We start from the raw sequence: 23,729 nt of genomic DNA, 5'->3' as shown, positions 1-23,729 counted from the left end.
AAAAAAAGCGAAGCCACAAGCGGCTTCGCCTTACCTAACTCTTAGTCAGTGTATTGGTCCAAGATTTCGTTCAACTTTTCTTTTGGAGTGTAGCCAGTCAAGCGGTCAACAACTTGGCCGTTCTTCTTGATCAGCAAAGTAGGAATTGCCATCACGCCGAAGTTTCTTGGCGTGTTTGGGTTTTCGTCAACGTCCATCTTGGTGAAGTGAACGTCTTGACGTTCTTCTGACAAGGCTTCGATTACTGGGGATTGCATGCGGCAAGGGCCACACCAAGTTGCCCAAAAGTCAACTAAAGCCACGCCATCCTTGGTTTCTTCTTCAAAGTTTGCATCGGTAATTGCATCTACCATTTTTGTACCTCGTATCTTAATTTTTTCTACTTACTAATAACAAGCATCCCTCGATCACTTGTTGATCTAAGTGTACCAAACCTACTTACTTTTTACAAGTGCTATGCTCACACCTATTTCAAAGTAACGATCGTTGCCCCCGTACCACCTTCATTGGCTGGTGCGTAGGCAAACGACTTCACGTGCTTGTTGCGCTTGAGGTACTGCTGAACGCCCTGGCGGATGGCGCCCGTCCCGATCCCGTGAACGATGGTAACCGTCGACAGGCCCGACAGCAAAATCGTATCAAAGTAGCGGTCCAGGTTGATCATGGCCTCTTCATAGCGCTGCCCGCGCAAATCCAGCTGGCTGCGGGCCCGGCTTGAGCGAGAGGCACTCGTTGCCCGCACCTTGCCGCGGCCATCGCCATTAGCCGCCAGCTTGTCGATGTCGCGGTCGCTCACCTTTAGCTTGATCCGGCCAAGCGCTACTTCGTATTCATGCTCACCCAGCTTCTTGGTAACCGTCCCAGTTTGCCCATATGACAAAACCTTGACCTTGTCGCCCACCGCTACGTGATGGCGCTTCTTTTCTTTTTGCAGGACCTTGTTCTTAGCCAGGTTAGCCTCTTGCTTGGCTAGCTGATTGAATTCGCCCTTAGCGTCCATCAGCTGGTTTTCCTTAATGTTAGCCCCATTCTTTCTGGCCTCTTCCAGGTCAGCGATGATCTGGTCCGCCTTCTTGCGCTTTTTGGCCACGATCTCGTTAGCCCGCTCTTGGGCGAAGTCCAGCTGTTTTTGGACGCGCTGGTTGTAGATGTCCAAGGCGTCGCGCAGCTGCTTTTCCAGGTTCTTGGCCCGGTCCAGGCTAGACTGCAGCTTTTGCCGGTTTTCCGTCGCCAGCTTGGTCTGCTTGTTCAATTCGTCGATCATATGGTTGATGTCAGAATCATCGTCGCTCATCAGCTTCTCAGCGTCTAAAACGACGTCTTCCCGCATCCCCAGCCGTCTAGCAATGGCAAAAGCATTGCTGTGCCCTGGAATCCCCATCTGCAGGCGGTAGGTCGGCGACAGGGTCTTCATGTCGAATTCCATAGACGCGTTGGTCGTCCGCTCCCGGCTGTAGCCATACAGCTTTAGCTCTGGATAGTGAGTCGTGACCATGATCTTGGCTTGCTTTTTGCGGAAAAAGTCCAAGATGCTAATGGCCAGGCTGGCCCCTTCTTCTGGGTCGGTCCCAGCGCCGATTTCGTCGATCAAGACCAGGCTCTTGCTTGTCACCTTTTTCATAATGGCCACAATGTCGGTGATGTGGGATGAAAAAGTACTGAGCGACTGCTCGATTGACTGCTCATCGCCGATGTCGGCAAAAATCTGGTCAAAAATAGCCACCTGGCTGCCTTCGGCCGCCGGAATAAAGAGGCCGGACTGGGCCATCAGCGACAACAGGCCCAGCGTCTTCAGGGTGATCGTCTTACCACCGGTATTAGGCCCCGTGATCAAGACCGTGTCAAAGTCCTGGCCCAGGCAAATGTCGTTAGCCACGACTTTTTCCGGGTCAATCAGGGGATGGCGGGCCGCTAGCAGCTTGACCGACTGGTCAGTGGTAATCGCCGGCTGACTCGCCTGCATCTTTTTCGCCAATTTAGCCTTAGCTGACAAAAAGTCCAGCTGACTGAGGGCGCCGGCCACAAGCTGGATCGTCTCCCGCTCTTCGCCCGCTGCCAGCGACAATTCATGCAGGATGCGGTGAATTTCCTGGCGCTCTTCAGCCAGCAGGTTCTGCAGCCGGTTGTTTAAGACCAAGACCGCTTCTGGTTCAACAAACAAGGTCTGGCCAGAGGCACTTTGGTCGTGGACCACCCCGCCGAACTTATAGCGGTATTCCTGCTTGACCGGTATTACGTAACGGTCGTCCCGGATGGTCACGACGGCTTCAGACAGGTACTGGCTCATCTTGCCCCGGGTGTAGGCGTTCATCTTCTCCTTGATTTCCGTCTCATTGGCCAGGCGGTCATGGCGCAGGCTCGCCAAAGCCGCTGACGCCGTGTCCAGGACTTCCCCGTCATAGGTCAGTGACGTCTTCAGCCGCCGGTATAAGTCATCTGGCAGGACCAGGTCCTCTAGCAAAAAGTCGATCGCCGAGAAGTCCAGGTTGGCGTTTTCTTCGCCGGCTTCTTCGATAAAGTCGCTGCTTTCCTTAGCCAAGGCAAAAATGAGCAGGATATTGCCCAGCTCCTTGGCGTTTAAGTCAGCGTGCACCTTCAGCCGCTTTAAAGCCGGCGCCACATCATGAAAGTCGGTTAAGGGCAGCTGCCCCTTGACCCGGATCAAGTCGGCCAGGGCCTTTGTTTCCGTCAAGGCGGCCTGGACCTTGGCTGGATCGGTTTCCGGCACTAAATTCAGTGCCTGATTTTTAGCCGGACCGGTAATGGCTTCTTCAGCTAGGCGCTGGGTAATTTGGCCATATTCGAGAATTTCTAAAATTTTCTGGTTCATCATTTTTCTAGAATATTTTTCTTAAGTAAAAAGTCAAAGCAACAAAAATAAATTAAAAAGAAAAAAGTGGGTTTTGCAACCCACTCTTTTTATTCAGCTGATTCATCGCCGCTCAAACGGTCATCTTCTAAGAAGGTGTTGAGCACGCCTTGAACCATGTCCCATTCTGCATCAGAAGTGATTTCGTGCAAGTCGCTGCTCGTTACGTCGCCATCTTCGTCAGCGTCGTAGCTAAAGGCTTGAACTTCGATTTCTTCGTCTTCATCTACAGCTGCTGGGTAAAGCAGGATGTAGGACTTGTCGTTGTCATCAGAATGGAAAGTGAATAGCACTTCAAACAATTCTTCATTGCCATCTTCATCAACCAGGGTCAATTGTCTGTCCTGGTCCTTAGCGTTAACTTCAAATGCCATGATGTTAATCCTTTCGGTGTAAATCTAAATAGTTCTGCAAAATGAGCACAGCAGCCATCTGATCAACGACCTTCTTGCGCTGTCTGCGGTCATGCATCCCTGCTTGTTCAATTAGTATGCGCTCTGACTCAACCGTCGTCAAGCGTTCATCGTCAAAGTAGACGGGCAAGTCAAACTTTTGCTTCAGCCGGTCGGCCATGGCCTGGCTTCTCTCAACTGAGGCACCGTCTGACCCGTCCATCTTCTTAGGCAGGCCCAAGACAAAGCCATCTGGCTCGTACTCTCTGACCAGCTTCTTCAAAGACCGCATCCCAAAATTGTGCCGGTCTTCGTCGATTTCAATGGTGGCTACCGGCTGAGCGGTAATGCCCAAGGGGTCGCTGACGGCAACCCCGATGGTCTTAGAGCCAACATCCAGTCCAATCAGGCGCATTATTTGTTCTTGCCCAAGTAGCTCTTAACCAGCTCTTCGATGATTTCATCGCGCTCATGCTTCAAGATCAGGTTCCGAGCATCGTTATGACGCGGGATATAAGCTGGGTCGCCTGAAAGCAGGTAACCCACAATTTGGTTAATTGGACTGTAGCCCTTTTCTTCCAGGGCTTCGTAAACATCCTCTAAGGTTTCGCGAATATTCTTACCCTTATTTTGGTTGAAATCAAAGTGCATCGTCTTATCAAGCGAACTCATGATTATTCCCCCTCTTTTTTATGCTAATTAATATTTTACTTAAAACGAGCTCATAACTCAATTATTTCGCCCGAAAAAAGCCTTAGTCAAGTTGACTGACGGCAGCGTCGATGGCATCTTGCAGGCCTTCTGGCTTCTTACCGCCGGCTTGTGCCATTTCTGGACGACCGCCGCCGCCACCGCCAAAGATCGCAGCCACGCTCTTGATGAGGTCGCCGGCCTTCAAGCCTTGGTCAAGCGCCTTTTGCCCCAAGCGGATCAGCATGTTGGCCTTGCCATCTGCCTTAGCGCCCAGGATCAAGACGTCCGACTTGCCTTCGCTCTTCCATTGGTCAGCGATTTCACGCAGGTCGTTCATGCCCTTGACGTCAGCGATCGTAGCGATCACCGTCAAGTCGCCAACCGTCTTCACGTTGTCAAAAATCTTCCCGGCCTTAGCCGCGTTGATTTGAGCTTCGTAAGCAGCGTTTTGCTTTTCAGCAGCGCGCAGGTCGCTTTGCAGGCTTTCGACCTTGCTCTTGATGCCTTCAGGCTTGGTTGCCTTAACAGCAGCTTGGATGTCGTCCAAGATGTCTGAGCGGCCGGCCAGGTATTCGTAAGCTAACTTAGAGGTTACGGCTTCAATTCTTCTTACGCCCGCACCGATGGCTTGTTCAGAAATAATCTTGAAGATGCCGATTTGGCTGGTGTTGTCGCAGTGGGTACCGCCGCAGAATTCAATGGAGAAGTCGTCCATTTGGACCACTCTGACCTTGTCGGTGTACTTGCCGTCAAACAAGGCCAAGGCGCCCATCTTCTTACCGGTTTCTGGGTCGGTTTCAGTGGTCTTAACTTGAATGGCTTCCCAGATCTTTTCGTTTACGATCTTTTCGACGTTCTTCAGTTCTCTTGGCGTGGTTGGGTCAAGGGAAGTAAAGTCGAATCTCAAGTAGTCTGGTTCAACGACTGAGCCAGCTTGGTGGGTGTGTTCACCCAAGACTTGGCGCAAAGCAGCGTGCAGAAGGTGGGTTGCTGAGTGAGAGTGGCGCAAGCCTTCCCGGCGAGCGCGGTCAATCTTCAAAGTGTAAGTTTGGCCTTTTTCTAGAGGCAAAACAACTTCCACAAAGTGCAGGTTTTGGTCGTTTGGTGCGTGTTGCACGTCGTAAACCCGGGCTACCAGGTTGCCGTCTTGGTCAAAAATGTCACCCTTGTCGGCTACTTGGCCACCGCGTTCTGCGTAAAATGGGGTGTGGTCAAAGATCAAGGTTGCCTTTTCGCCTTCAGCCTTGTCAACCAGCTTGTCGTCAACGATGATGTCGATCAGCTTGCCTTGTTCTTCGTAAACGCCGTAGTCAAAAGTAGAGTCGTCTTTGATTTCCATCAAAGTTTCGTCTTGAGAACCCATGGATTCTAGCTTGCCCCGGGCCTTGCGGGCACGTTCTTTTTGAGCTTCCATTTCGCTGTCAAAGCCGGCCTTGTCAACCTTCAAGCCATTGTCTTCAGCAGCTTCAACAGTCAATTCGTAAGGGAAGCCGTAAGTGTCGAACATCTTGAAGGCATCTTGACCAGAGATGGTCTTGTCTTCGCTGGCCTTAGCCTTGTCGATCAAGTCGTCAAGCAGGGTCAAACCGGCTTCCAGGGTTGCGCCAAAGCGTTCTTCTTCGTTCTTGATGACCTTGCTGATAAAGTCAGCTTGGTCAGCAACTTCTGGGTAGTGGCTCTTCATGATGTCGCCGACAACTGGCACCAGCTTGTAGAGGAAGGAGTCCTTGATGCCCAGCTTTCTGCCGTTCAAGGCCGCCCGGCGAAGGAGTCTTCTTAACACGTAGCCGCGGCCCGTGTTGCCTGGCAAGGCGCCGTCACCGATAGCAAAGGAAATGGCCCGGATGTGGTCAGCGATGATCTTGAAGGAAGTGTCGTCAGCCTTGTTTGCGCCGTACTTCTTGCCGTCGCTTAAGTCTTCGGTTGCGTGAATGATTGGCAAGAAGAGGTCAGTTTCAAAGTTGGTTGGAGCATCTTGCAAGATGGACAAAACTCTTTCCAGACCCATCCCAGTATCGATGTTCTTGTGTGGCTGTTCAACGTAGCTGCCATCTGGCAGGTGGTTGAATTCTGAGAAGACGATGTTCCAGATTTCCAGGTAACGAGCATTTTCCCCACCTGGGTAATTTTCTGGGTCATCTTCAGGAACGTCGTTGTTTTCTTGGCCGCGGTCGTAGAAGATTTCTGAGTCAGGACCACATGGGCCTTCACCAATGTCCCAGAAGTTGTCTTCTAATTGCACGATGTGGTCTTCTGGCAGGCCAACGACTTCGTGCCAAATGCGGTGAGCTTCCGTGTCCTTTGGGTAAACAGTTACGTAAAGCTTGTCCTTGTCCAGATCCAGCCACTTCGGACTGGTCAAAAATTCCCAAGCCCAAGGAATCGCTTCTTCCTTGAAGTAGTCCCCAACTGAGAAGTTGCCCAGCATTTCAAACAGGGTTTGGTGGCGGGCAGTCTTACCAACGTTTTCAATGTCGTTGGTTCTGATGGACTTTTGTGAGCTGGTAATGCGGCGGTTCTTTGGTACGACAGAGCCGTCAAAGTACTTCTTCATGGTGGCAACGCCGGAATTGATCCAAAGCAAAGTTGGGTCATCCTTTGGAATCAAGCTGGCTGATTGCATTACCATGTGGCCATGTTCTGCAAAAAAGTCGAGGAACATTTGCCGAAATTCTGAACTGTTTAACTTTTTCATCGAATTCTCCTAAAAAAACAAAAAACAAGCATTGGCTAGTTCAAGGACGCTTTCGACGCGGTACCACCTTGATTGCAACAATGCTTGTTACCTCTTTATTATTCGAAATTTACCATTAAGGAGCATTTCCTAATCGGCGATAAGCCTTCTCACCAGCCGGCTCTCTCTTTGAATCTAGTGATTAGAAAACATGTCTTAAACTAGAATAATTTTACTACTAAATGCCAAAATGTCAACGGTTTTGTTCGCGCTTACGCTTGCGCAGACGCTTTTGGTGCCGCATTTCGTGGCGGGCTTCAATCTTCCGCTTCTTGCGGTTGTCTTCTTGAATTGCCTGCTTAATCTTCTTCTTGTAGCCAGGCTTTCTCTTCGACTTGACCTTCTTGACCACGCCCTTCATGTGGGGGTCAAGCTGGCGGGCCTTGGCTGTGCGGTTGTCCCGGCGGCGGTAGTGGGTTCTTGGCACCAAGGCGCCGTCTTTGATTTCAACAAAGTCAAAGTGAACGCCCATGTGCTCTAAGGCCCCAACCCGGTTCATCTCTTCTTCTCTAACCAAGGTGACGGCATGGCCTGGCAGACCATTGCGGCCAGTCCGGCCGATCCGGTGGATGATGAATTCCAGGTCCTTAGGAATTTCGTAGTTGATGACCAGGCTGACCCCGTCGATGTCGATCCCGCGGGCCGCTAAGTCGCTGGCCACCACGTATTGGAACTGGCCGTTTCGAACTTCGCGAAGGGTCCGCTTGCGCTCTCTTTCGGTGATGCCGCCGTGGATCTTGGCGACGCGGAGGCCTTGGCTAGCCAAGTAGTCTGCCAATTCGTCAACTTTTTGCTTGGTATTGGCAAAAATCAAGGCGAGATATGGCTGACCCATGGTGAGGAGCTGGTAGACGATCTTCTTTCGGTCCTTGCTCCCAATGTCCAAGAGGTCGTTTTTGATAGTTGGGGCAATGACTGCCGGGTTGTCGATCACGATTTCTTCTGGCTTTTCCATGTATTTCCGTAAGAAGTTGGACAACTTCACGGGAATCGTGGCTGAAAAAGCAGACATGACCACGTCCTTGGGCATCCGGGAGGCAATCTTGTCCACATCGGCCAAAAAGCCGAGGTCCAAAGTCATGTCGGCTTCGTCAATCACGAAGTCCTTAACCCGGTCTAAGGTCAGAATCTTTTTGTCAGCAAAATCCAGCAAACGCCCCGGGGTGGCAATTACTACTTGCGGCTTGTTTTGCTCAAACTTGGCAATTTGCCGGTCACGGTCTTGGCCGCCGGCTAAAAGCGCAATGGAAATGCCAAGCCCGGATGCATCCCGCAGCTGTCTAGCCACCTTGTACAGCTGATCAGCCAATTCCCGGCTAGGTGCCGTCACGATGGCTTGAACGTACTTGTCGTCAACGTCAATGTCGTTTAAGACCGGCACCAAGTAAGCGTGGGTCTTCCCGCTCCCAGTGGCAGCCTGCACGACAACGCTTTGCCGCTTCAGCATCACGGGGATGACTTTTTCTTGGACGGGGGTTGGCTTTTTAAAGCCAATCTTGTCTAGGGCAAAGCGAATTTCTGCTCTTAAGCGGCTATCGGTAAAAATGTTATTCATGGTCTTCCTTGTATTCTTTAGTTACTTGCACTAATTCGGCAAAGATTTGATCAATTTCCGCTTGGTCCTTGGCACTAGCGCCAGAGGCCAGCTCATGGCCGCCCCCATCGTGGGCTTCGGCCAGCTTGTGGATGTGCGGTCCCTTTGACCGGTAGTGCACCCGGTAAGTGCCGTCTTCTTTTTCCACGATGACCAGCCAGGCAATAATGCCCTTGATCCGGCCAGGGCTAGAAACAGCCACGTGGGCGTCAGGCTGGGTCAAGCCTAGGCTCTTCAGCTCATCTTGGCTGATCACGGTGATGGCCACAGAGCCGGACTCATCCAGCTGCATCTTTTCGATCGCGATGCTTTGCAGCTTGGCCTGGGCAAAAGTTACTTCGCTTTCTTTTCTAGCGATTTCAGCAATGTCGATGCCGGTCTTTAACAAGTTAGAAACCACTTCAAAGGTGTGGGCGCTAGTCGCGTCGTACATGAAGCGGCCGGTGTCGCCGATGATGCCGGCGTAAAGAGCCAGGGCGATTTCCTTGTTCATTGGCAGGTCTTCAGCTTGGATGAAGTCAGCGATGATTTCGCTAGCAGCAGCGGCTTTGGGGTCCACGTAAGACATTGGCGCGTATGGGTCAATGTCTGGGTGGTGGTCAATCTTGATCAAGAAGTCGCCCAGCTTGTAGCGCTGGTCAGAAATCCGCGGGGTGTTGGCCGTGTCGGTCGTGATCACCAAGGCTCCTTGGTAGTCTTCGTCTTTAACCTCGTCCATCTGGTTGATCCAAGACAGATCGCCCACGTCATTTTCCCCGGTGCAGAGGATCTTCTTGTCAGGGAAAGCCAGTCTTAAGGACTTGGCTAAGCCCGCTTGAGAGCCAATGGCGTCAGGGTCTGGGTTAGTGTGCCGGTGGAGGATAATAGTTGGGTATTGCTTGATCTTGTCAAAAATTTCATCAAAAGTATTCATGCGCTTTTCCTTTCTGCCGCTAGTTCGACCTTCTATTGTAACAAAAAATGCCTTTTTTAGCTATCTTCAAAGAGATTGATTTCTTGGTAGCGGCCGGCTTCTAGCTCGCCCGCCGACACTCCCAGCAGGCGGATCCCCTCTTCGACAAATTCCGGTTCCTTGTCTAAAAGCTCTTTGGCCACCTGGTAAAAGAGGTCCGGATCCTGGCTGGGCTTGGCCAATTTTTGCCTTCTGGTAATGGTTTTAAAGTTGCGGTCTCGGAGTTTCAAGACCACCACGCCGGCAACCAGGCCTTTAGCCGCTAATTCTTGAGCCACCTTTTGGCAAAACTTCCGCAGGTAGTTTTCTGCCTGGTCAAAAGAATAGACTTCTGGCTCAAAGGTCCGCTCCATGCCCAGCGACTTCCGGGCCCTACTTGAGACCACTGGGCTTAAGTCGATGCCATAAGCATGCAAAGCCATATAGTAGCCCGCCTTTTTAAAAGTAGCCAGAAGCTGGTCTAAGCCAAAGTCTTTCAAGTCCTTGCCGGTATTGACGCCAAGTTCTCTCAGCTTAGCCTGGGTCTTTTTGCCAATGCCGGGAAACTCTTTGATGTCCTGCCGGTCTAAAAAGGCTGGCGCGTCTTCGGGGCTAATGTAGGTCCGGCCAAAAGGCTTAGCATATTCTGATCCCATTTTGGCCAAAAATTTATTGTAGCTGACCCCAAAAGACGAGGTCAAATGAAGTTCTTTAAAAATGCATTCCTGCATGTAGCTGGCTAATTCCAGAGGACTTTTGTCCGGCATTTTGCTCTTGGTCACGTCGAGGTAAGCTTCATCTAGCGCCACGCTTTGCACCTGGTCGGTTACCCGGTGCATGATTTGGTGGACCTGGTCAGACACCCGGTGGTACTTGGCAAAATCAGGCGGGATAAAGACTAGTTCATCTGGTGGGATCCGTCTTACGGCTTCAATGGCCGCCATGGCTGACCCCACGCCGTATTTTCTAGCCCGGTAGTTAGCCGTTGCCACTACCCCGTGGCCGCCGTGCTCAAGCGGATTTTGAGCAATCACGACCGCTTTTTCAGCTAAGGCCGGGTTGTCCCGCATTTCGACAGATGCATAAAAAGAGTCCATGTCCAGGTGAATGATCCGCCGAGAGAAGTCATTTTGCGGCAAAAAGTCCTGGTCAGCCATTATTTATAAATCCAGGAATCGCTTGGGTCTTGGAAGACTTGCTTGCTTTCAGCTGGCCCTAAAAGGTATGGCGGATACTTAACTGGCTTAACGCCTGCTTCATTTTGCTTTTGCCAAGCAGCTTCAACGGCGTCAACGAACTTCCAGTATTGTCTCAGTTCATTCCAGCGGGTAAAGTTGGTGGAGTCGTTGACAAAAACGTCCCGGATCAAGCGCTCGTAGCCATCTGGCACCTTGGCTTGCTCATCATCGCTAAAGCGGTAGTAGATCTTTTCCTTGCGCAGGTCCCCGCCTTGGATGGTCTTGCCGTTTAAGTGGAAGTAGATTTGGTCGGTTGGATCGACTTCAATGGTCAGGGTGTTGTCGGCTACTTGCCCGTAGATGCTGCGCTGACCCTTGAAGACGACGTCGATCCGGGTCTTCTTTTCCCGCATTTCCTTGCCAGTACGGAAGTAAATTGGCACGCCGGCTAAAGGTCCACGCTTAAACTCAGCATGCCCAGCCACGAAGGTTTCGGTATTAGAGTCTGGATCCACGTTTGGCTCTTTGACGTATTCAAAAGTCGTTTCCGTTCCGGCATATTGGCCGCGGACAAAGTCCCGGGCAACGGCGGCTTCATCTGGGATAACCAGCGAGTCCAGCAGCGCCTCTTTAGCCACGTGGATTTCCTGGTCTGTCAAGCGAGATGGTTCTGGCATGGCCAGCAAGGTAATAATTTGGAAGATGTGGTTTTGCACCATGTCCCGCATGGCGCCTGATTGGTCATAGTAGCCGCCCCGCGCTTCTACGCCCAGGCGCTCAGCCAAGGTTACCTGGATGTTTTTGATATGGTCCTTGGTCCACAAGGCCTTGATCATGGGATTGGCAAAGCGCAAAGGCAGGATGTTTTGGACCATTTCCTTGCCCAGGTAGTGATCGATCCGGAAGACTTGCTCTTCGTTAAAAGATGACCGGATCTGCTTGTTCAAAACCTGCGCACTGGCTAAGTCCGTGCCAAAAGGCTTTTCCACAACCAAGCGGTTAAAGCCGGTCCCGGTCAGGTGCTGGTCGGCAATGTGCTCAGCAATGGTGCCAAAGAAGCTTGGGGCCATGGCCAAGTAGAAGATGCGGTTGCCCTGGCAGGCGTACTTTTCGTCCAAGTCGCTGGCCAATTTTTTCAAAGTCTTGTAGTGGTCAACGCTAGTGACGTCGTGGGACTGGTAGTAAAAGTGGCTGGCAAAGGCGGCCAGGTCGTCTTCATTGACTTCGCCAAAGAACTCGTGAACGGCGGTTGACACGACTTCGCGGAGGTAGTCGTGTGACCAAGGCCGTCTAGCCGTACCGATCACGGCAAAGTTGTCTTGGATCAGCCCCTGCCGGTAGAGGTTGAACAAGGCCGGGTAAATCTTGCGGTGGGCCAAGTCGCCGCTGCCGCCAAAAATGATCATTACTGCTGGAATATTATTCATGATTTGCACCTCAAAAAACTTACAACTACTTCTATTTTAGCAAGTTATAAGCTAAGACAAAATAAAAAGCACCCAAATTATTTTGGGTACTTTTAATCGTCTTACTGCTTGTCTTCAGCGCTGTCAGCATCAGCCTTATCAGCTGGAGCTGCAGCTTCCTTAGCTTCGCTAGTTGCTTCTGCGGCTTCTTCTTTAACTGGAGCTTCGCTTGCTTCAGCAGCATCAGCCTTCTTCAAAACCGTTCTTACGGCCAAACGAGAGAAGGTCAAGTAGATGCCATCAGCGTCCAAAACGACCGTCTTGTCAGCGTCGTTGATGGAGTCGATCTTGCCGCGCAAGCCGTCAACCATTTCTACGCTGTCGCCCTTTTGCAGCTTGCTCATCATGTCTTGACGTTCTTGCTGCTGCTTCTTTTGCGGCTTGATCATGGTGAAGTAGGTAAAGCCGAAAAGTACTGCCAGCATCACGATCATCATGATGCTACTGCCGGAGCCGTTACTAGTTGCTAATACAAAAGTATTCAAATTTTCCACCTCGTAAAATTATCTTATTCGCTATTAAAGTTAGACTGTAAAGAACATTATACTTCAAGAGGCGCCTTTTGGCTATGCTTCATCGCTAGGCAAAGGCAAGCCCAGTTGCCGGTAGGCTTTTTCGGTAACGACCCGCCCTCTTGGCGTCATAACGATGAAGCCTTTTTGCAGGAGATATGGCTCATATAAAGACTCGATCGTTTCCCGGTCTTCGCCGATATTGGAGGCTAGAGTCCTAATGCCAACGGGTCCGCCGCCATAGCTCATGATCATGGTCCTTAAGAGCTTGCGGTCGGTTTGGTCAAGCCCGGCATCATCAACTTGCAGCTGACGCAAGGCGGCAGCCGTCGTTTCAAAAGAGATCTCGCTTTCGCCCTTGACTTCGGCAAAGTCCCGAACCCGCTTTAAGAGTCGGTTGGCCACCCGCGGGGTCCCCCGGGACCGGCGAGCTAGTTCTAAGGCGGCATCTTCAGAAATTTCGGTGTGGAATACCCGGCTGGACCGCAAGACGATCTCTTCTAGGTCTTCAAGCTCGTAGTACTGCATATGTTCGACAATGCCAAAGCGGTCGCGCAAAGGCGCTGACAATTGCCCAGCCAAGGTCGTTGCCCCAATCAGGGTAAAAGGCGGCAGCGGCAGGTGGACGGCGTGCGTAGCTTGGCCTTCGCCCACCACGATGTCGATATAGTAGTCTTCCATGGCAGAATACAGGACTTCCTCAACCGGCTTGGCCAAGCGGTGGATTTCGTCGATAAAGAGGACGTCGCCTGGGTCAAGGTCGGTAAGAAGGGCCACCAGGTCCCCGGCTCTTTCAATGGCCGGACCACTGGTACTTTTTAAATTAACGCCTAATTCATTGGCAATGACAAAGGCCAGGGTCGTTTTACCAAGGCCTGGCGGGCCGTAGAGCAAAACGTGGTCTAAGGCTTCGCCCCGCTTTTTGGCGGCTTGGATATAAACTTCCATGTCGCGCTTGACGTGCCCTTGGCCGATATACTGGCTGAGGGTTTGGGGGCGAAGGGACAATTCAGTCGCTTCTTCGCCCGCTCCGGCTTCAGCGCTGGTTACGTGTTCATCTTGCATCGATTTCACCTAGTTTATCGTTCTTACTTAAATTTACTTTTTCAGCAAAAAGCCCAAGCCCTTGCGGATGTATTGGTCAGCCGACATTTCTGGCAATTTCTCCATCTTGGGCGTGATCCGGTCGATTTCCCTTTGAGTGTAGCCTAGAGCCGCCAAAGCTGCCAAGGCGTCTTGCAGGTCTTGAGACAAGCCGGCCTTTGGCTCTTCTTCGCTAAAGAGGTTTTCTGCCACATAGTTGCCCATCTTGCCCCGCAGGTCCAAGACGATTTGGGATGCGGTCTTTTTGCCGATGCCAGGGAAGCGGGTCAAGTAGTTGACTTCCCCGCTTTCAATGGCACTGGCTAAAGCACCGTTATCTTCGGCCGCCATGATGGCCAAAGCGGACTTAGGGCCAATGCCAGACACCTGGTTGAGCTTGTTAAACAGGCCCTTGTCTTGCCGGCTCTTAAAGCCGTACAAAGTGATGCCATTTTCCCGCACGACCTGCTCAATGTAGATCTTGGCCTTTTCCCCTTCATGGTAGGCATAAGGAGTGGGCGTCAAGATCCGGTAGCCAACGCCGCCCACGTCGATGACGACATAGGCCGGGGTGACGTAGGCGATGGTCCCTTCAAAATATTCATACATAGCTAACTAAGACTTCCTCCGTTATCCTTTTTTAATTTCTAGTTCTTCTTAAACAGCTTGCCTAGGTCCGTTTGACTCAGGCGGACGATGGCCACCTGGCCGCTGGCATCCCGGTAAGGGTCGCTAGCCTTGGCGATGTCTCTAAGCAGCTGACTAGCCTCGCTGCCGGACAAGTTAATCCGCCGGGGCACGGCCATTTCCGCTGCTTTGGCCGCCAAAAAGCTGACCATCTTGCCCTCGTCTAACTTGCGGGCGTTTAAAAATTGGTCCAGCAGCTCTCTAATTTCGCTGCTAGGATCGCCCTTGATCCAGGTTGGGTAAGACCGCATGAGGAGCGCGTTTTGCCCAAAATCCTCTAAGATTAAGCCCAGCTTTTTCAGCTTAGGCAGCTGGTCCTTCAGCTTTTCATAGTCATATGGCCCAAAATCAAAGACCATGGGCTCTAAAAGCCCTTGCTGGTAGTTCTCCGCTTTTTGGATGCTGGAGACGATCTTGTCATATTCCAGCCGTCTTCTGACGGCAACCTGATCCAGCAGGTAGAGGTCTTCTTTATGGCTGGCCACTAAATAAGCCTTGGTCTGCCCCAAGAGGGTCAGTTCTGGCAAATTTGCAGCTAGCGCCCGGTCAGCTGGCGCAATTAATTCATTGCCCACAGCTTGGTCTTCGCCAGCAAATGGTGGAAACTGCGCCTGGTCCAGGACGTTTTGATCCCAGGTCTTGGTTAAGACATACTGGTCGTCTTCTCTAACCTGGTTTAAATCAACGTAGTCTCTAACTGCGCCTTTTTCTTCTACATTCGGTTTAGCTTCAAAAGCCGATTCTGCTTGTTTGCTTTTTGCCTCTTCTTTTACCTTTGGTTCAGCTTCGCTGACTTCTGGCAAGGAAAAGCCGTCTGGCCGCTTAGAATCCACCACGTTTTTCCCCAGGTTGAATTCCAGCTGGTCCATTTCGGTCTTGTTTTTATAAGGGGTCAGCTTAAAAAGAGGACTCGAACCCGATTCCGCTTCCTCTTGCCCTAGCAAAGCCTGGCTGACCGCCCCCGTAATTAGCCGGCTCAGCTCTTTTTCTTTCGACAAGCGAACTTCTTCTTTAGTCGGGTGGACGTTGACGTCGACTAACAGGGGATCGGCTTCGATGGCCAAAACGGCAATCGGGTACTTCTTCCCGGCCAGCTGAGTGCCATAGCCATCCATCAAGGCCGTAGCCAGCTGGTAGTTCTTGATATAGCGGCCGTTAAGCAAAATCGAAATAAAATTGCGGTTTGACCGGGTGAGGTCCGGCTGAGAAATTAGCCCATACAGGGTAAAGTCTGGGTCCTCGCTTTCCACCGTCACCATTTCTTCTGCTACCTTGCGGCCGTAGATGTTGGCTACGTCCTGCTTCAAGTTGCCGTTGCCCGGCGTTCTCAAGAGGACCTTGCCGTCGCTAGCCAGGGTCAAACTGATTTCTGGGTGGCCCAGGGCGATCCGGTCCACGATATCGACGATTTTTAGCAGCTCTGTCTTGGGACTCTTCAAATACTTGAGCCGGGCAGGCGTATTGTAAAAAAGATCCCGGACCGTAATCTTGGTCCCTTTCGGGCTGCCCGCATCTTCTTGAAAGTTCTTGATCCCGCCGCTAAAGCCGGCTTTGGTCCCAATCTGGCCGTCAACCGAGGTTAGGATTTCTGCATGAGAAACCGCCGCAATCGACGCCAAGGCTTCGCCGCGAAAGCCCAAGGTCGCGATATTAAACAAATCACGCTCATTCTTGATCTTGCTGGTAGCATGGCGCATGAAGGCCAGGTCGATTTGGTCCGGGGCAATCCCGATCCCGTTGTCTTGAACGGAAATCTGGGTTAGACCCGATTTCAAGACTTCCACCCGGATCCGGGTGGCTTCAGCGTCAATCGCATTTTCCACCAGCTCCTTGACCACGCTGGCTGGCCGCTCAATAACTTCCCCGGCGGCAATCTGGTTGGTTAGATTTTCTGATAGTTCATGAATTTCTGCCATCTTAGTCTTCCAGTCTCTTTTGCCAATCGCTGACCAGTTGCATAACTTCTAGCGGCGTCATCTCGTTCAAGTTGGTCTGGCTGATCTCGTCTAGAAGGTCATCTTTAGCTTCTTGGTCTGGATCAGGCTCAGGTTCTGCAATCGGTGCCGGGGCAAACAAATCCAGCTGCTGGCTGACGGGGTTGATTTCGCTGGCCCCTTCTGCTTCCAGCCGCTTCAGCATCTTGGAAGCTTCTCTTAAGACTTCTCTTGGCAAACCGGCCAATTTAGCCACGTGAATCCCGTAGGATTGGTCGGCAGGCCCTGGCAGGATCTTGTGCAAAAAGATCAGCTTGCCATTTTCCTGGGTGGCCCCGACGTGGATGTTCTTTAGATGCGGCAGAGTCTGCTCCAGTTCCGTTAATTCGTGGTAGTGGGTGGCAAAAAGGGTCTTAGCCCCGACCTTGTCATGCAGGTACTTGATAATGGCGCCGGCTAAGGCCATCCCATCATAAGTGGCCGTCCCTCTGCCGATTTCGTCAAAGAGGATCAAGGACCGGCTGGAAGCTCGCTGCAAAGCGTCGTTAGCCTCACTCATTTCCACCATGAAGGTACTCTTGCCAGAATAAAGGTCGTCAGCTGCCCCGATCCGAGTAAAGATCTGGTCAAAAATTGGCAGAGTCGCTGATTCGGCGGGCACAAAAGATCCCACCTGGGCCATAATCGCGATCAAGGCCATCTGCCGCATGTAGGTACTCTTCCCGGACATGTTAGGCCCCGTGATCAGGTAGATGCTGGTGTCTTCGTCCATGGTCAAATCGTTAGGGATGTAAGAACCTGCTTCCAGCACCGCTTCTACCACTGGGTGGCGGCCATTTTTAATGTCGATTTCTTGTTTTTTGGCAAAAGTGGGCCGGCAATAGTTTTTTTCTTCGGCATCTTCAGCAAAGGCGACTAAAACATCGAGGGCTGCCAATTGTCTGCCCAATTTTTGGAGTTCTGGAATGTGCTCTTTGATCCGGTCTCTTAGTTTGGTAAAAATGTCATGCTCTAATTCCGTTGACTTGGATTCTGCCTCCAGAATCAGATTTTCGTGCTCTTTTAATTCCGGCGTAATGTAGCGCTCGGCGTTAGTCAAGGTTTGCTTGCGCATGTAGCGGTCTTGCGGCACCTTGGAAACATTGCCCTTGCTGACCTGGATGAAGTAGCCAAAGACTCGGTTGTAGCCGATCTTCAGGTTGTCGATCCCGGTTTTTTGCCGCTCAGAGACTTCCATCTGGGCCAGCCATTGCTTGCCGCCGTTCATGGCGCCGCGGTACTTGTCTAAGTCCTTATCAACGCCTTCTCTGATGATGTTGCCGTCTTTAGTCGACATTGGCGGATCATCCACGATGGTCTTTTGGATGTCGGCAGCGACTGCTTCTTGGGGGTCAATGTCTGCGGCATAGGCCATTAAATTTGGATCACCAGACTCTTTTAAGGCATCCAAAATCGGGCCAACCGCATTTAAGGAGCGTGACAGCTGCAAGAGTTCCCTTGGATTGACATTGCCAAAAGCAATCCGCCCGCTGAGCCGCTCCAGGTCGTAGACGCCCTTTAAGGCATCCACCACATTTTCCCGGGTGAAGTAGTTGTCGATTAGGGCTTGCACCATTTCTTGCCGGGCCAGGATTTTTTCTTTAGATAAAAGCGGGCGGCTCAGCCACTGCTTAAGCAGGCGTCCCCCCATGGCCGTGTGGGTCTTGTCCAAGACCCAGAAAAGTGAGCCTTGCTTTTTGCCAGTTGTCGCTGACTGGGTTAGTTCCAAATTCCTTTGGACGGTGTTGGACATTTGCAAATACTGCCCAACCTCGTAGCTTTCAGCCACCTGCAGGTGGGCTAGGCTTCTTTTTTGCGTTGACAGCAGATAAACGACCAATTGCCGGGTCGCCTTTTTCTCCAAAGGGCTGGACAGGAGCTGCTCAACGTATGAAATTTCAGCATGCTGGCCGGCCAACTCAGCTGGCTGCGAGATGGTGATGTTAGCCTTTTCCAAGGTTTCCCGCTCATCAGCCGGCATTTCCCCGTCAAAGACTACTTCTTTGGTTCGCAGTGACAAGAGCTCGTTAACCACCTCGTCAAAATTCGGCACAGTCGTGGCAAAAACTTCCCCCGTCGACAGGTCGCTGTAAGCTAAGCCATAGCCACCCCGGCCGCCAGCAACAGAAGTCAGATAGTTGCTCTCTTGCCCTTCTTCAGGCCCTTGAGCCATCTTGGTGCCGGGCGTCACTAACTGAATGATCCCCCGCTTGACCATCCCCTTAGCCTTTTTGGGGTCCTCTAATTGCTCACAAATCGCCACCTTGTAGCCTTTTTCTACCAAGGTGTTGATGTAAGAATCAACCGCCATGTGGGGCACGCCCGCCATCGGGATGGGGTTTGCCGACTTGTTGGACCGGTGGGTTAAGGTGAGCTCCAGGATCTGGGCCCCTTTAATGGCGTCATCTTCATAAAGCTCATAAAAGTCCCCTACCCGGTAAAAGAGAAAGGCATCCGGGTATTCGCTCTTAATTTGGTAATACTGCTGCATCATTGGCGTTGTGGCTTCTTTTGGCATAAAACTTCCCTCACTTTTAGTACTGTCTTTTATTATACAGCATTTCCCGCAATTCCTTGACGATTGACACAGGCAAGAAAAAAGCTTAGCCATTGGCTAAGCTTTTTTAGTAATTCTTCTGTGTTTGGATTAGGCTTTTTACATCATGCCGCCTTGACCAGCTGGAGCAGCAGCGTCCTTCTTTTCTTCAGGAATTTCTGCGACAACAGCTTCAGTAGTAAGGAGCAAACCGGCGATTGAAGCAGCGTTTTGCAAAGCTGAACGGGTAACCTTGGTTGGGTCGATGATCCCTTCGTCAATCATGTTGACGTACTTGTCTTCAGCAGCATTGTAGCCGACTTCTGGGTCAACCTTGCGCAAATGGTCAACGACAACTGAGCCTTCTTGACCAGCGTTTTCAGCGATTTGACGAACTGGAGCAGTCAAAGCGCGAGCAACGATGTTGATCCCAGTTTGTTCATCAGCAGTGTCGCCCTTAACAGCCTTAACAGCATCTTCTACGTTAACCAAGGCAGTACCACCACCAGCTACGTAGCCTTCGTCAACGGCTGCACGGGTAGCGTTCAAGGCGTCTTCTACGCGGTAGCGGCGTTCCTTGAGTTCAGTTTCAGTAGCTGCACCAACGTGGATCACAGCAACGCCGCCAGTGAGCTTAGCAAGACGTTCTTGCAGCTTCTTCTTGTCAAAGTCAGAAGTGGTGTCTTCGATTTGCTTTCTGATGGTGTCAACGCGTTCTTGGATAGCTTCCTTTGAGCCTGAGCCATCAACGATGGTAGTTGAGTCCTTGGTGATGGTTACGCGGCGAGCTTGACCAAGTTGGCTGAGTTGGGTGTCCTTTAATTCAAGGCCAAGGTCTTCAGAAATCACCGTACCACCAGTCAAGGCAGCGATGTCAGCAAGTTGTTCCTTGCGGCGGTCGCCAAAGCCTGGAGCCTTAACGGCAACTACGTTGAAGGTACCACGGATCTTGTTCAAGACCAGAGTTGGCAAAGCTTCACCTGAAACGTCGTCAGCGATGATCAAGAGTGCGCGGCCTTGTTGCACGATTTCTTGAAGCAGTGGCAAGATGTCTTGGATGTTTGAGATCTTCTTGTCAGTGATCAAGATGTATGGGTTGTCCAAGTCGGCTTCCATCTTGTCGTTGTCAGTTACCATGTATTGTGACAGGTAGCCGCGGTCGAATTGCATCCCTTCAACAACGCTCAGTTCAGTTTCGATCCCACGTGAGTCTTCAATGGTAATTACGCCGTCGTTGCCAACTTTTTCCATGGCTTCAGCGATCAAGTCACCGATTTCCTTTGAAGCACTGGAAATTGAAGCAACCTGGGCGATTTGGTCCCGGCTGGAAACTTCGTGGCTGTTCTTGTGCAAAGCTTCAACAGCAGCGTCAGTAGCCTTTTCAATCCCGCGGCGGATGCCTACAGGGTTAGCGCCAGCAACAACGTTCTTCATGCCTTCTTGAACGATGGCTTGAGTCAAAACAGTTGCAGTAGTGGTACCATCACCGGCGATGTCGTTGGTCTTTGAAGCAGCTTCAGCAACCAGCTTGGCACCCATGTTTTCGTAGTGGTTTTCCAGTTCAATTGCCTTGGCAATGGTTACACCGTCGTTAGTAATGGTTGGGTTGCCGTAAGCTTGTTCCAAAACAACGTTTCTGCCCTTTGGCCCCAAGGTCGTCTTAACCGTGTTAGCCAGCTTGTCTACACCCCGTAAAAGGGAACGTCTTGCGTCTTCTGAAAACTTAATGTCTTTTGCCATTTTTTAACCTGCACTCCTTAAATTACTTAACGATTGCCAAAATGTCTTTTTCATGAAGGACTAAGTATTCCTTGCCTTCGTACTTCACCTTGGTGCCAGAATACTTATCGTATAATACTTCATCGCCCTCTTGGACGGTCATAGGAAGCTTGCTGCCATCTTCAGCGTAAAGACCAGCGCCAACGGCAACGACCTTGCCTTGGGTTGGCTTTTCCTTAGCGTTGGAAGCAAGTACGATGCCACCAACGGTTTGTTCTTCAGCTTCTTTAACTTCAACGATCACGCGATCTCCAATTGGTTGTAACACGTTATTCCCTCCTGAAATTAATAGTCAAATTATTTGCTTAGCACTCTTATTGATCAAGTGCTAACTTACAACTATGAATATAATCCTTTTTTGCCAAAAAGGCAAGAGAAAAATAGCACTTTTTAACACCGAGTGCTAAAAAGTGCTAGAAATGGCGATTTATCAACATTTTTTCTTTACTAGAAAAATATTGTACCAGATATTGTACCAAATACTGTTATTCTTTCTTGTCATCATCTTTTTGCTCGGCCAATTGGTCGGAATCCAAGAAGTAAATCAAAGTCTGCAATTCCGTTGCCAGGTCCACGTTTTGGATGCGGACGCCGTTTGGCGCAGACAGACGGATCGGGGTAAAGTTCATGATCCCCTTGATCCCCGCTTCAATCATCTCGTCAGCCGTCTTTTGGGCCGTTGCCTGCGGCACGGTCAAGATGGCAATCCGGATCTGCTGGTCAGAAATCTGCTGCTTCATTTCATCCATGGAGTAAACGGGCACCCCTTGGGTGATCCTGCCGGTAATTTCCGGGTTAATGTCAAAAGCACAGGAAATCCGGATGTTGTTGCTGCGCTTGAAGTTGTAGTTTAACAAAGCATGACCTAAGTTCCCGACACCGACCAAAGCTACGTTAGTCAAGGTATCTTGATTCAAGATCTTCTTGAAAAAGCCCAGCAAATTTTTGACGTCATAACCATACCCCCGCTTGCCTAAGGCACCAAAGTATGAAAAGTCGCGGCGAATGGACGCACTGTCGACTTGGACAGCCTCAGCAAGTTCCGTAGATGAGACCTTGTCTTTGCCTTCATCATTTAGCAGCAGCAAGTATCGATAATACAAGGGCAGTCTTTTAGCGGTAGCCTTGGGGATCTTAATCTTACTATTCATAAGAAGCCTCCAACTCTAATTTGTGAATGTGAAATCGTAATCAATCATCTATATATAATACCCATTATTGCCGTCATTTGGCAAGCACAATTTTCACAATATTTGCTTAAAAGCCCTTTACATTTACCAGCTTCACAAGCAAAAAATTTCATTTTTAAACAGAAATAACCGATTCAGGCGCCGTTACATGGTACAATATTGCAAGGTGAAAATTATGATAATAGCACAAGGACACGACTTAGAGCAGCGGTTCGGCGCTGCTCCACTATTTAGCAATGTTAACTTTTCAATTGAAAATAATGCCCGGATTGGCTTAGTGGGCCCAAATGGGGTCGGCAAGACCACCCTGCTCAAGATCATGACTGGCAAGCAAGAGCCAACCAATGGGGCTTTTACCGTCAACAAGGGCATTGACCTGGGCTACATCGCCCAGGAGCATGACTTTGACGAAACGAAGTCCATCTGGGACGAAATGCTGACGGTTTTTGACCAGCTGATTGAACGGGGCAAGCAGGTTGAACGGCTGCAATATGCGGTGGCTGATCACCCAGAAGACGAAGAGCTCTTAAAGAAGCTGGACCAGGCCCAGTACGCCTTTGAGCAAGATGGTGGCTATACCTACCAAGCTGACGTCAAAAGCATGCTGAACGGCTTTAATTTCCCGGAAAGCACCTGGACCAAGCAGATTGCCAGCTTGTCAGGCGGGGAAAAGACCCGTCTCAGCTTTGTCAAATTGCTCTTAAAAAAGCCCCCTCTCCTTCTCTTGGACGAACCAACCAACTACCTGGACCTGTCGACTTTGGACTGGCTGGAAACTTTTTTAAAGAACTACCAAGGCGCTATCGTCACGGTTTCCCACGACCAGTACTTCTTGGATCACTTGGCTACGCAGATTTTTGAACTGAACCACGGCACCTTGACCATCTTCAAGGGCAACTACAGCCAGTACGTAGCTGAGCGCGAGCTCCGCGACCGGCAGCTGGAAGCCACTTATGAAAAGCAGCAAGCCGAGATCAAGAAAGAAGAAGAGTTCATCCAAAAGAACATCGTGCGCGCTTCTACGACCAAGCAGGCCCAAAGCCGCCGCAAGGCCTTAGAAAAAATGGAGCTGATCGATCCGCCTAAACACGACTCCAAGGTCCGGATTGCTTTTAACAGCGAGCGGCCATCAGGCAAGGAAGTCTTGATCTTGAGGGACCTGGCTGTCGGCTACCCTGACAAGACCATGCTGAAAGACATCTCCTTCCAGGTCAACAAGGGCGACCGGGTGGCCATTATCGGCGACAACGGGATCGGCAAGTCCACCCTGTTAAAGACGGTCATGAAGCAGCTGCCAGTTAAGGCCGGCGCCATCAAATACGGCGCTAGTCTAGACATTGGCTACTATGACCAGGAGCTGCAAGGGCTAGACTACTCTAAGACCGTCATCGACACCATCTGGGACCGGCACAAGGAGATGAATGAAAAAGACATTCGCTCCATTTTAGCCAGCTTCCTCTTTACCGCCAAGGACATCGACAAGAAGGTCAGCCAATTGTCCGGCGGGCAAAGAGCCCGCTTGACGCTGACGGTATTAGCCATGGAGCACGACAACTTCCTCTTGATGGACGAACCAACCAACCACTTGGACATTGAAGCCAAGGAAGTTTTGGAAAAGGCGCTGGATGACTATGACGGTACCCTGCTCTTCGTTTCCCACGACCGTTACTTTATTAACGAACTGGCCAACAAGATCGTGGTGGCCAAAGATGGCCGTGCCAAGATCTACGAAGGCAACTACTCCTACTACCTGAACGAAAAGGCTAAAGAAGCAGCTGCTGAAAATATGGCTGCTAGTCAAGAAGCAAATAGTGATCTTGCTCCTGCCAAAAATGTCAGCGAAAGCAAGCTGTCTTACCAAGAGCAGAAAAAGCGCGATTCCGAAAAGCGGAAGCTGCAAAGACAGGTTGAGCAAGCGGAAAAAGACATTGCCAAGCTGGAACAGCAAGAAGCTGACCTCCAAGAGCAAATGGCTGATCCAGCCATTGCCGCTGACTTCAGCAAGTTAGGGCCACTGCAAGAAGAGCTTACAGCGGTGCAGGAAAAGATTGCCCAATTAAGCCAAGACTGGGAAGACTACTCCTTGGCCCTAGAAGAATTTGAATAAGCAAA

Annotated in this window: 19 protein-coding genes; 1 reads left to right on the top strand and 18 read right to left on the bottom strand. The window is 50.8% G+C overall.

Annotated features, from left to right (window positions below; genetic code table 11):
• Positions 1–41: 41 nt before the first annotated feature.
• From trxA to ACI4WN_RS07500, 18 genes are all read right to left on the bottom strand, one after another.
• A complete protein-coding gene (gene trxA, locus ACI4WN_RS07585; RefSeq protein WP_439777666.1) occupies positions 42–353 on the bottom strand; it encodes a thioredoxin in 312 nt (103 codons plus the stop codon).
• A 113-nt stretch (positions 354–466) separates the two neighbouring features.
• Positions 467–2,830, bottom strand: coding sequence for an endonuclease MutS2 (locus ACI4WN_RS07580; protein WP_439777667.1), 2,364 nt, complete (start codon positions 2,828–2,830; stop codon positions 467–469).
• Between the two features lie 89 nt (positions 2,831–2,919).
• Positions 2,920–3,243, bottom strand: a complete 324-nt coding sequence (locus ACI4WN_RS07575) for a DUF1292 domain-containing protein (protein WP_008463180.1) — start codon at positions 3,241–3,243, stop codon at positions 2,920–2,922.
• A 4-nt stretch (positions 3,244–3,247) separates the two neighbouring features.
• Complete coding sequence (ruvX, locus tag ACI4WN_RS07570) at positions 3,248–3,676, bottom strand: Holliday junction resolvase RuvX (RefSeq protein WP_439777665.1); 429 nt, start codon at positions 3,674–3,676, stop codon at positions 3,248–3,250.
• Complete coding sequence (locus ACI4WN_RS07565) at positions 3,676–3,933, bottom strand: IreB family regulatory phosphoprotein (protein ID WP_008463175.1); 258 nt, start codon at positions 3,931–3,933, stop codon at positions 3,676–3,678. The genes ruvX and ACI4WN_RS07565 overlap by 1 nt, the downstream gene beginning before the upstream one ends.
• A gap of 82 nt (positions 3,934–4,015) precedes the next feature.
• On the bottom strand, positions 4,016–6,649 hold the full coding sequence (gene alaS / locus ACI4WN_RS07560; protein ID WP_439777664.1) for an alanine--tRNA ligase: 2,634 nt from the start codon (positions 6,647–6,649) through the stop codon (positions 4,016–4,018).
• Between the two features lie 232 nt (positions 6,650–6,881).
• Complete coding sequence (locus ACI4WN_RS07555; RefSeq protein WP_439777663.1) at positions 6,882–8,243, bottom strand: DEAD/DEAH box helicase; 1,362 nt, start codon at positions 8,241–8,243, stop codon at positions 6,882–6,884.
• The gene (locus ACI4WN_RS07550; RefSeq protein WP_439777662.1) at positions 8,236–9,195 is read right to left on the bottom strand and encodes a DHH family phosphoesterase; all 960 of its coding nucleotides are present in this window, start codon (positions 9,193–9,195) and stop codon (positions 8,236–8,238) included. Before ACI4WN_RS07550 ends, ACI4WN_RS07555 begins: the two co-directional genes overlap by 8 nt.
• Positions 9,196–9,251: 56 nt before the next feature.
• Positions 9,252–10,370 (bottom strand): DNA polymerase IV, encoded by a 1,119-nt coding sequence (dinB, locus tag ACI4WN_RS07545; RefSeq protein ID WP_439777661.1) that lies wholly within the window; start codon positions 10,368–10,370, stop codon positions 9,252–9,254.
• Complete coding sequence (gene zwf, locus ACI4WN_RS07540; protein ID WP_439777660.1) at positions 10,370–11,818, bottom strand: glucose-6-phosphate dehydrogenase; 1,449 nt, start codon at positions 11,816–11,818, stop codon at positions 10,370–10,372. The genes dinB and zwf overlap by 1 nt, the downstream gene beginning before the upstream one ends.
• Positions 11,819–11,919: 101 nt before the next feature.
• On the bottom strand, positions 11,920–12,342 hold the full coding sequence (gene yajC / locus ACI4WN_RS07535) for a preprotein translocase subunit YajC (protein ID WP_439777659.1): 423 nt from the start codon (positions 12,340–12,342) through the stop codon (positions 11,920–11,922).
• Between the two features lie 81 nt (positions 12,343–12,423).
• Positions 12,424–13,434 (bottom strand): Holliday junction branch migration DNA helicase RuvB, encoded by a 1,011-nt coding sequence (gene ruvB, locus ACI4WN_RS07530; protein WP_008462799.1) that lies wholly within the window; start codon positions 13,432–13,434, stop codon positions 12,424–12,426.
• A gap of 33 nt (positions 13,435–13,467) precedes the next feature.
• The gene (ruvA, locus tag ACI4WN_RS07525; RefSeq protein ID WP_439777658.1) at positions 13,468–14,061 is read right to left on the bottom strand and encodes a Holliday junction branch migration protein RuvA; all 594 of its coding nucleotides are present in this window, start codon (positions 14,059–14,061) and stop codon (positions 13,468–13,470) included.
• 38 nt (positions 14,062–14,099) lie between these two features.
• Positions 14,100–16,055, bottom strand: a complete 1,956-nt coding sequence (mutL, locus tag ACI4WN_RS07520; protein WP_439777657.1) for a DNA mismatch repair endonuclease MutL — start codon at positions 16,053–16,055, stop codon at positions 14,100–14,102.
• Between the two features lies 1 nt (position 16,056).
• Positions 16,057–18,630, bottom strand: coding sequence for a DNA mismatch repair protein MutS (mutS, locus tag ACI4WN_RS07515; protein ID WP_439777656.1), 2,574 nt, complete (start codon positions 18,628–18,630; stop codon positions 16,057–16,059).
• A gap of 138 nt (positions 18,631–18,768) precedes the next feature.
• Entirely contained in the window at positions 18,769–20,388 is a 1,620-nt protein-coding gene (groL, locus tag ACI4WN_RS07510) for a chaperonin GroEL (protein WP_439777655.1), read from the bottom strand.
• Positions 20,389–20,410: 22 nt separating this feature from the next.
• On the bottom strand, positions 20,411–20,695 hold the full coding sequence (gene groES, locus ACI4WN_RS07505; protein ID WP_008462788.1) for a co-chaperone GroES: 285 nt from the start codon (positions 20,693–20,695) through the stop codon (positions 20,411–20,413).
• 217 nt (positions 20,696–20,912) lie between these two features.
• A complete protein-coding gene (locus tag ACI4WN_RS07500; RefSeq protein ID WP_439777654.1) occupies positions 20,913–21,578 on the bottom strand; it encodes a redox-sensing transcriptional repressor Rex in 666 nt (221 codons plus the stop codon).
• A gap of 214 nt (positions 21,579–21,792) precedes the next feature.
• Here ACI4WN_RS07500 and ACI4WN_RS07495 point away from each other — a divergent pair, with 214 nt between their 5' ends.
• Positions 21,793–23,724 (top strand): ABC transporter ATP-binding protein, encoded by a 1,932-nt coding sequence (locus ACI4WN_RS07495; protein ID WP_439777653.1) that lies wholly within the window; start codon positions 21,793–21,795, stop codon positions 23,722–23,724.
• The last annotated feature ends 5 nt before the right edge of the window (positions 23,725–23,729 follow it).

This window comes from Lactobacillus sp., from assembly GCF_051893255.1.
Classification (GTDB): domain Bacteria; phylum Bacillota; class Bacilli; order Lactobacillales; family Lactobacillaceae; genus Lactobacillus.
The sequence above is the reverse complement of the archived record's forward strand: the minus strand, read 5'-3'. Positions and strand labels throughout refer to the sequence as shown.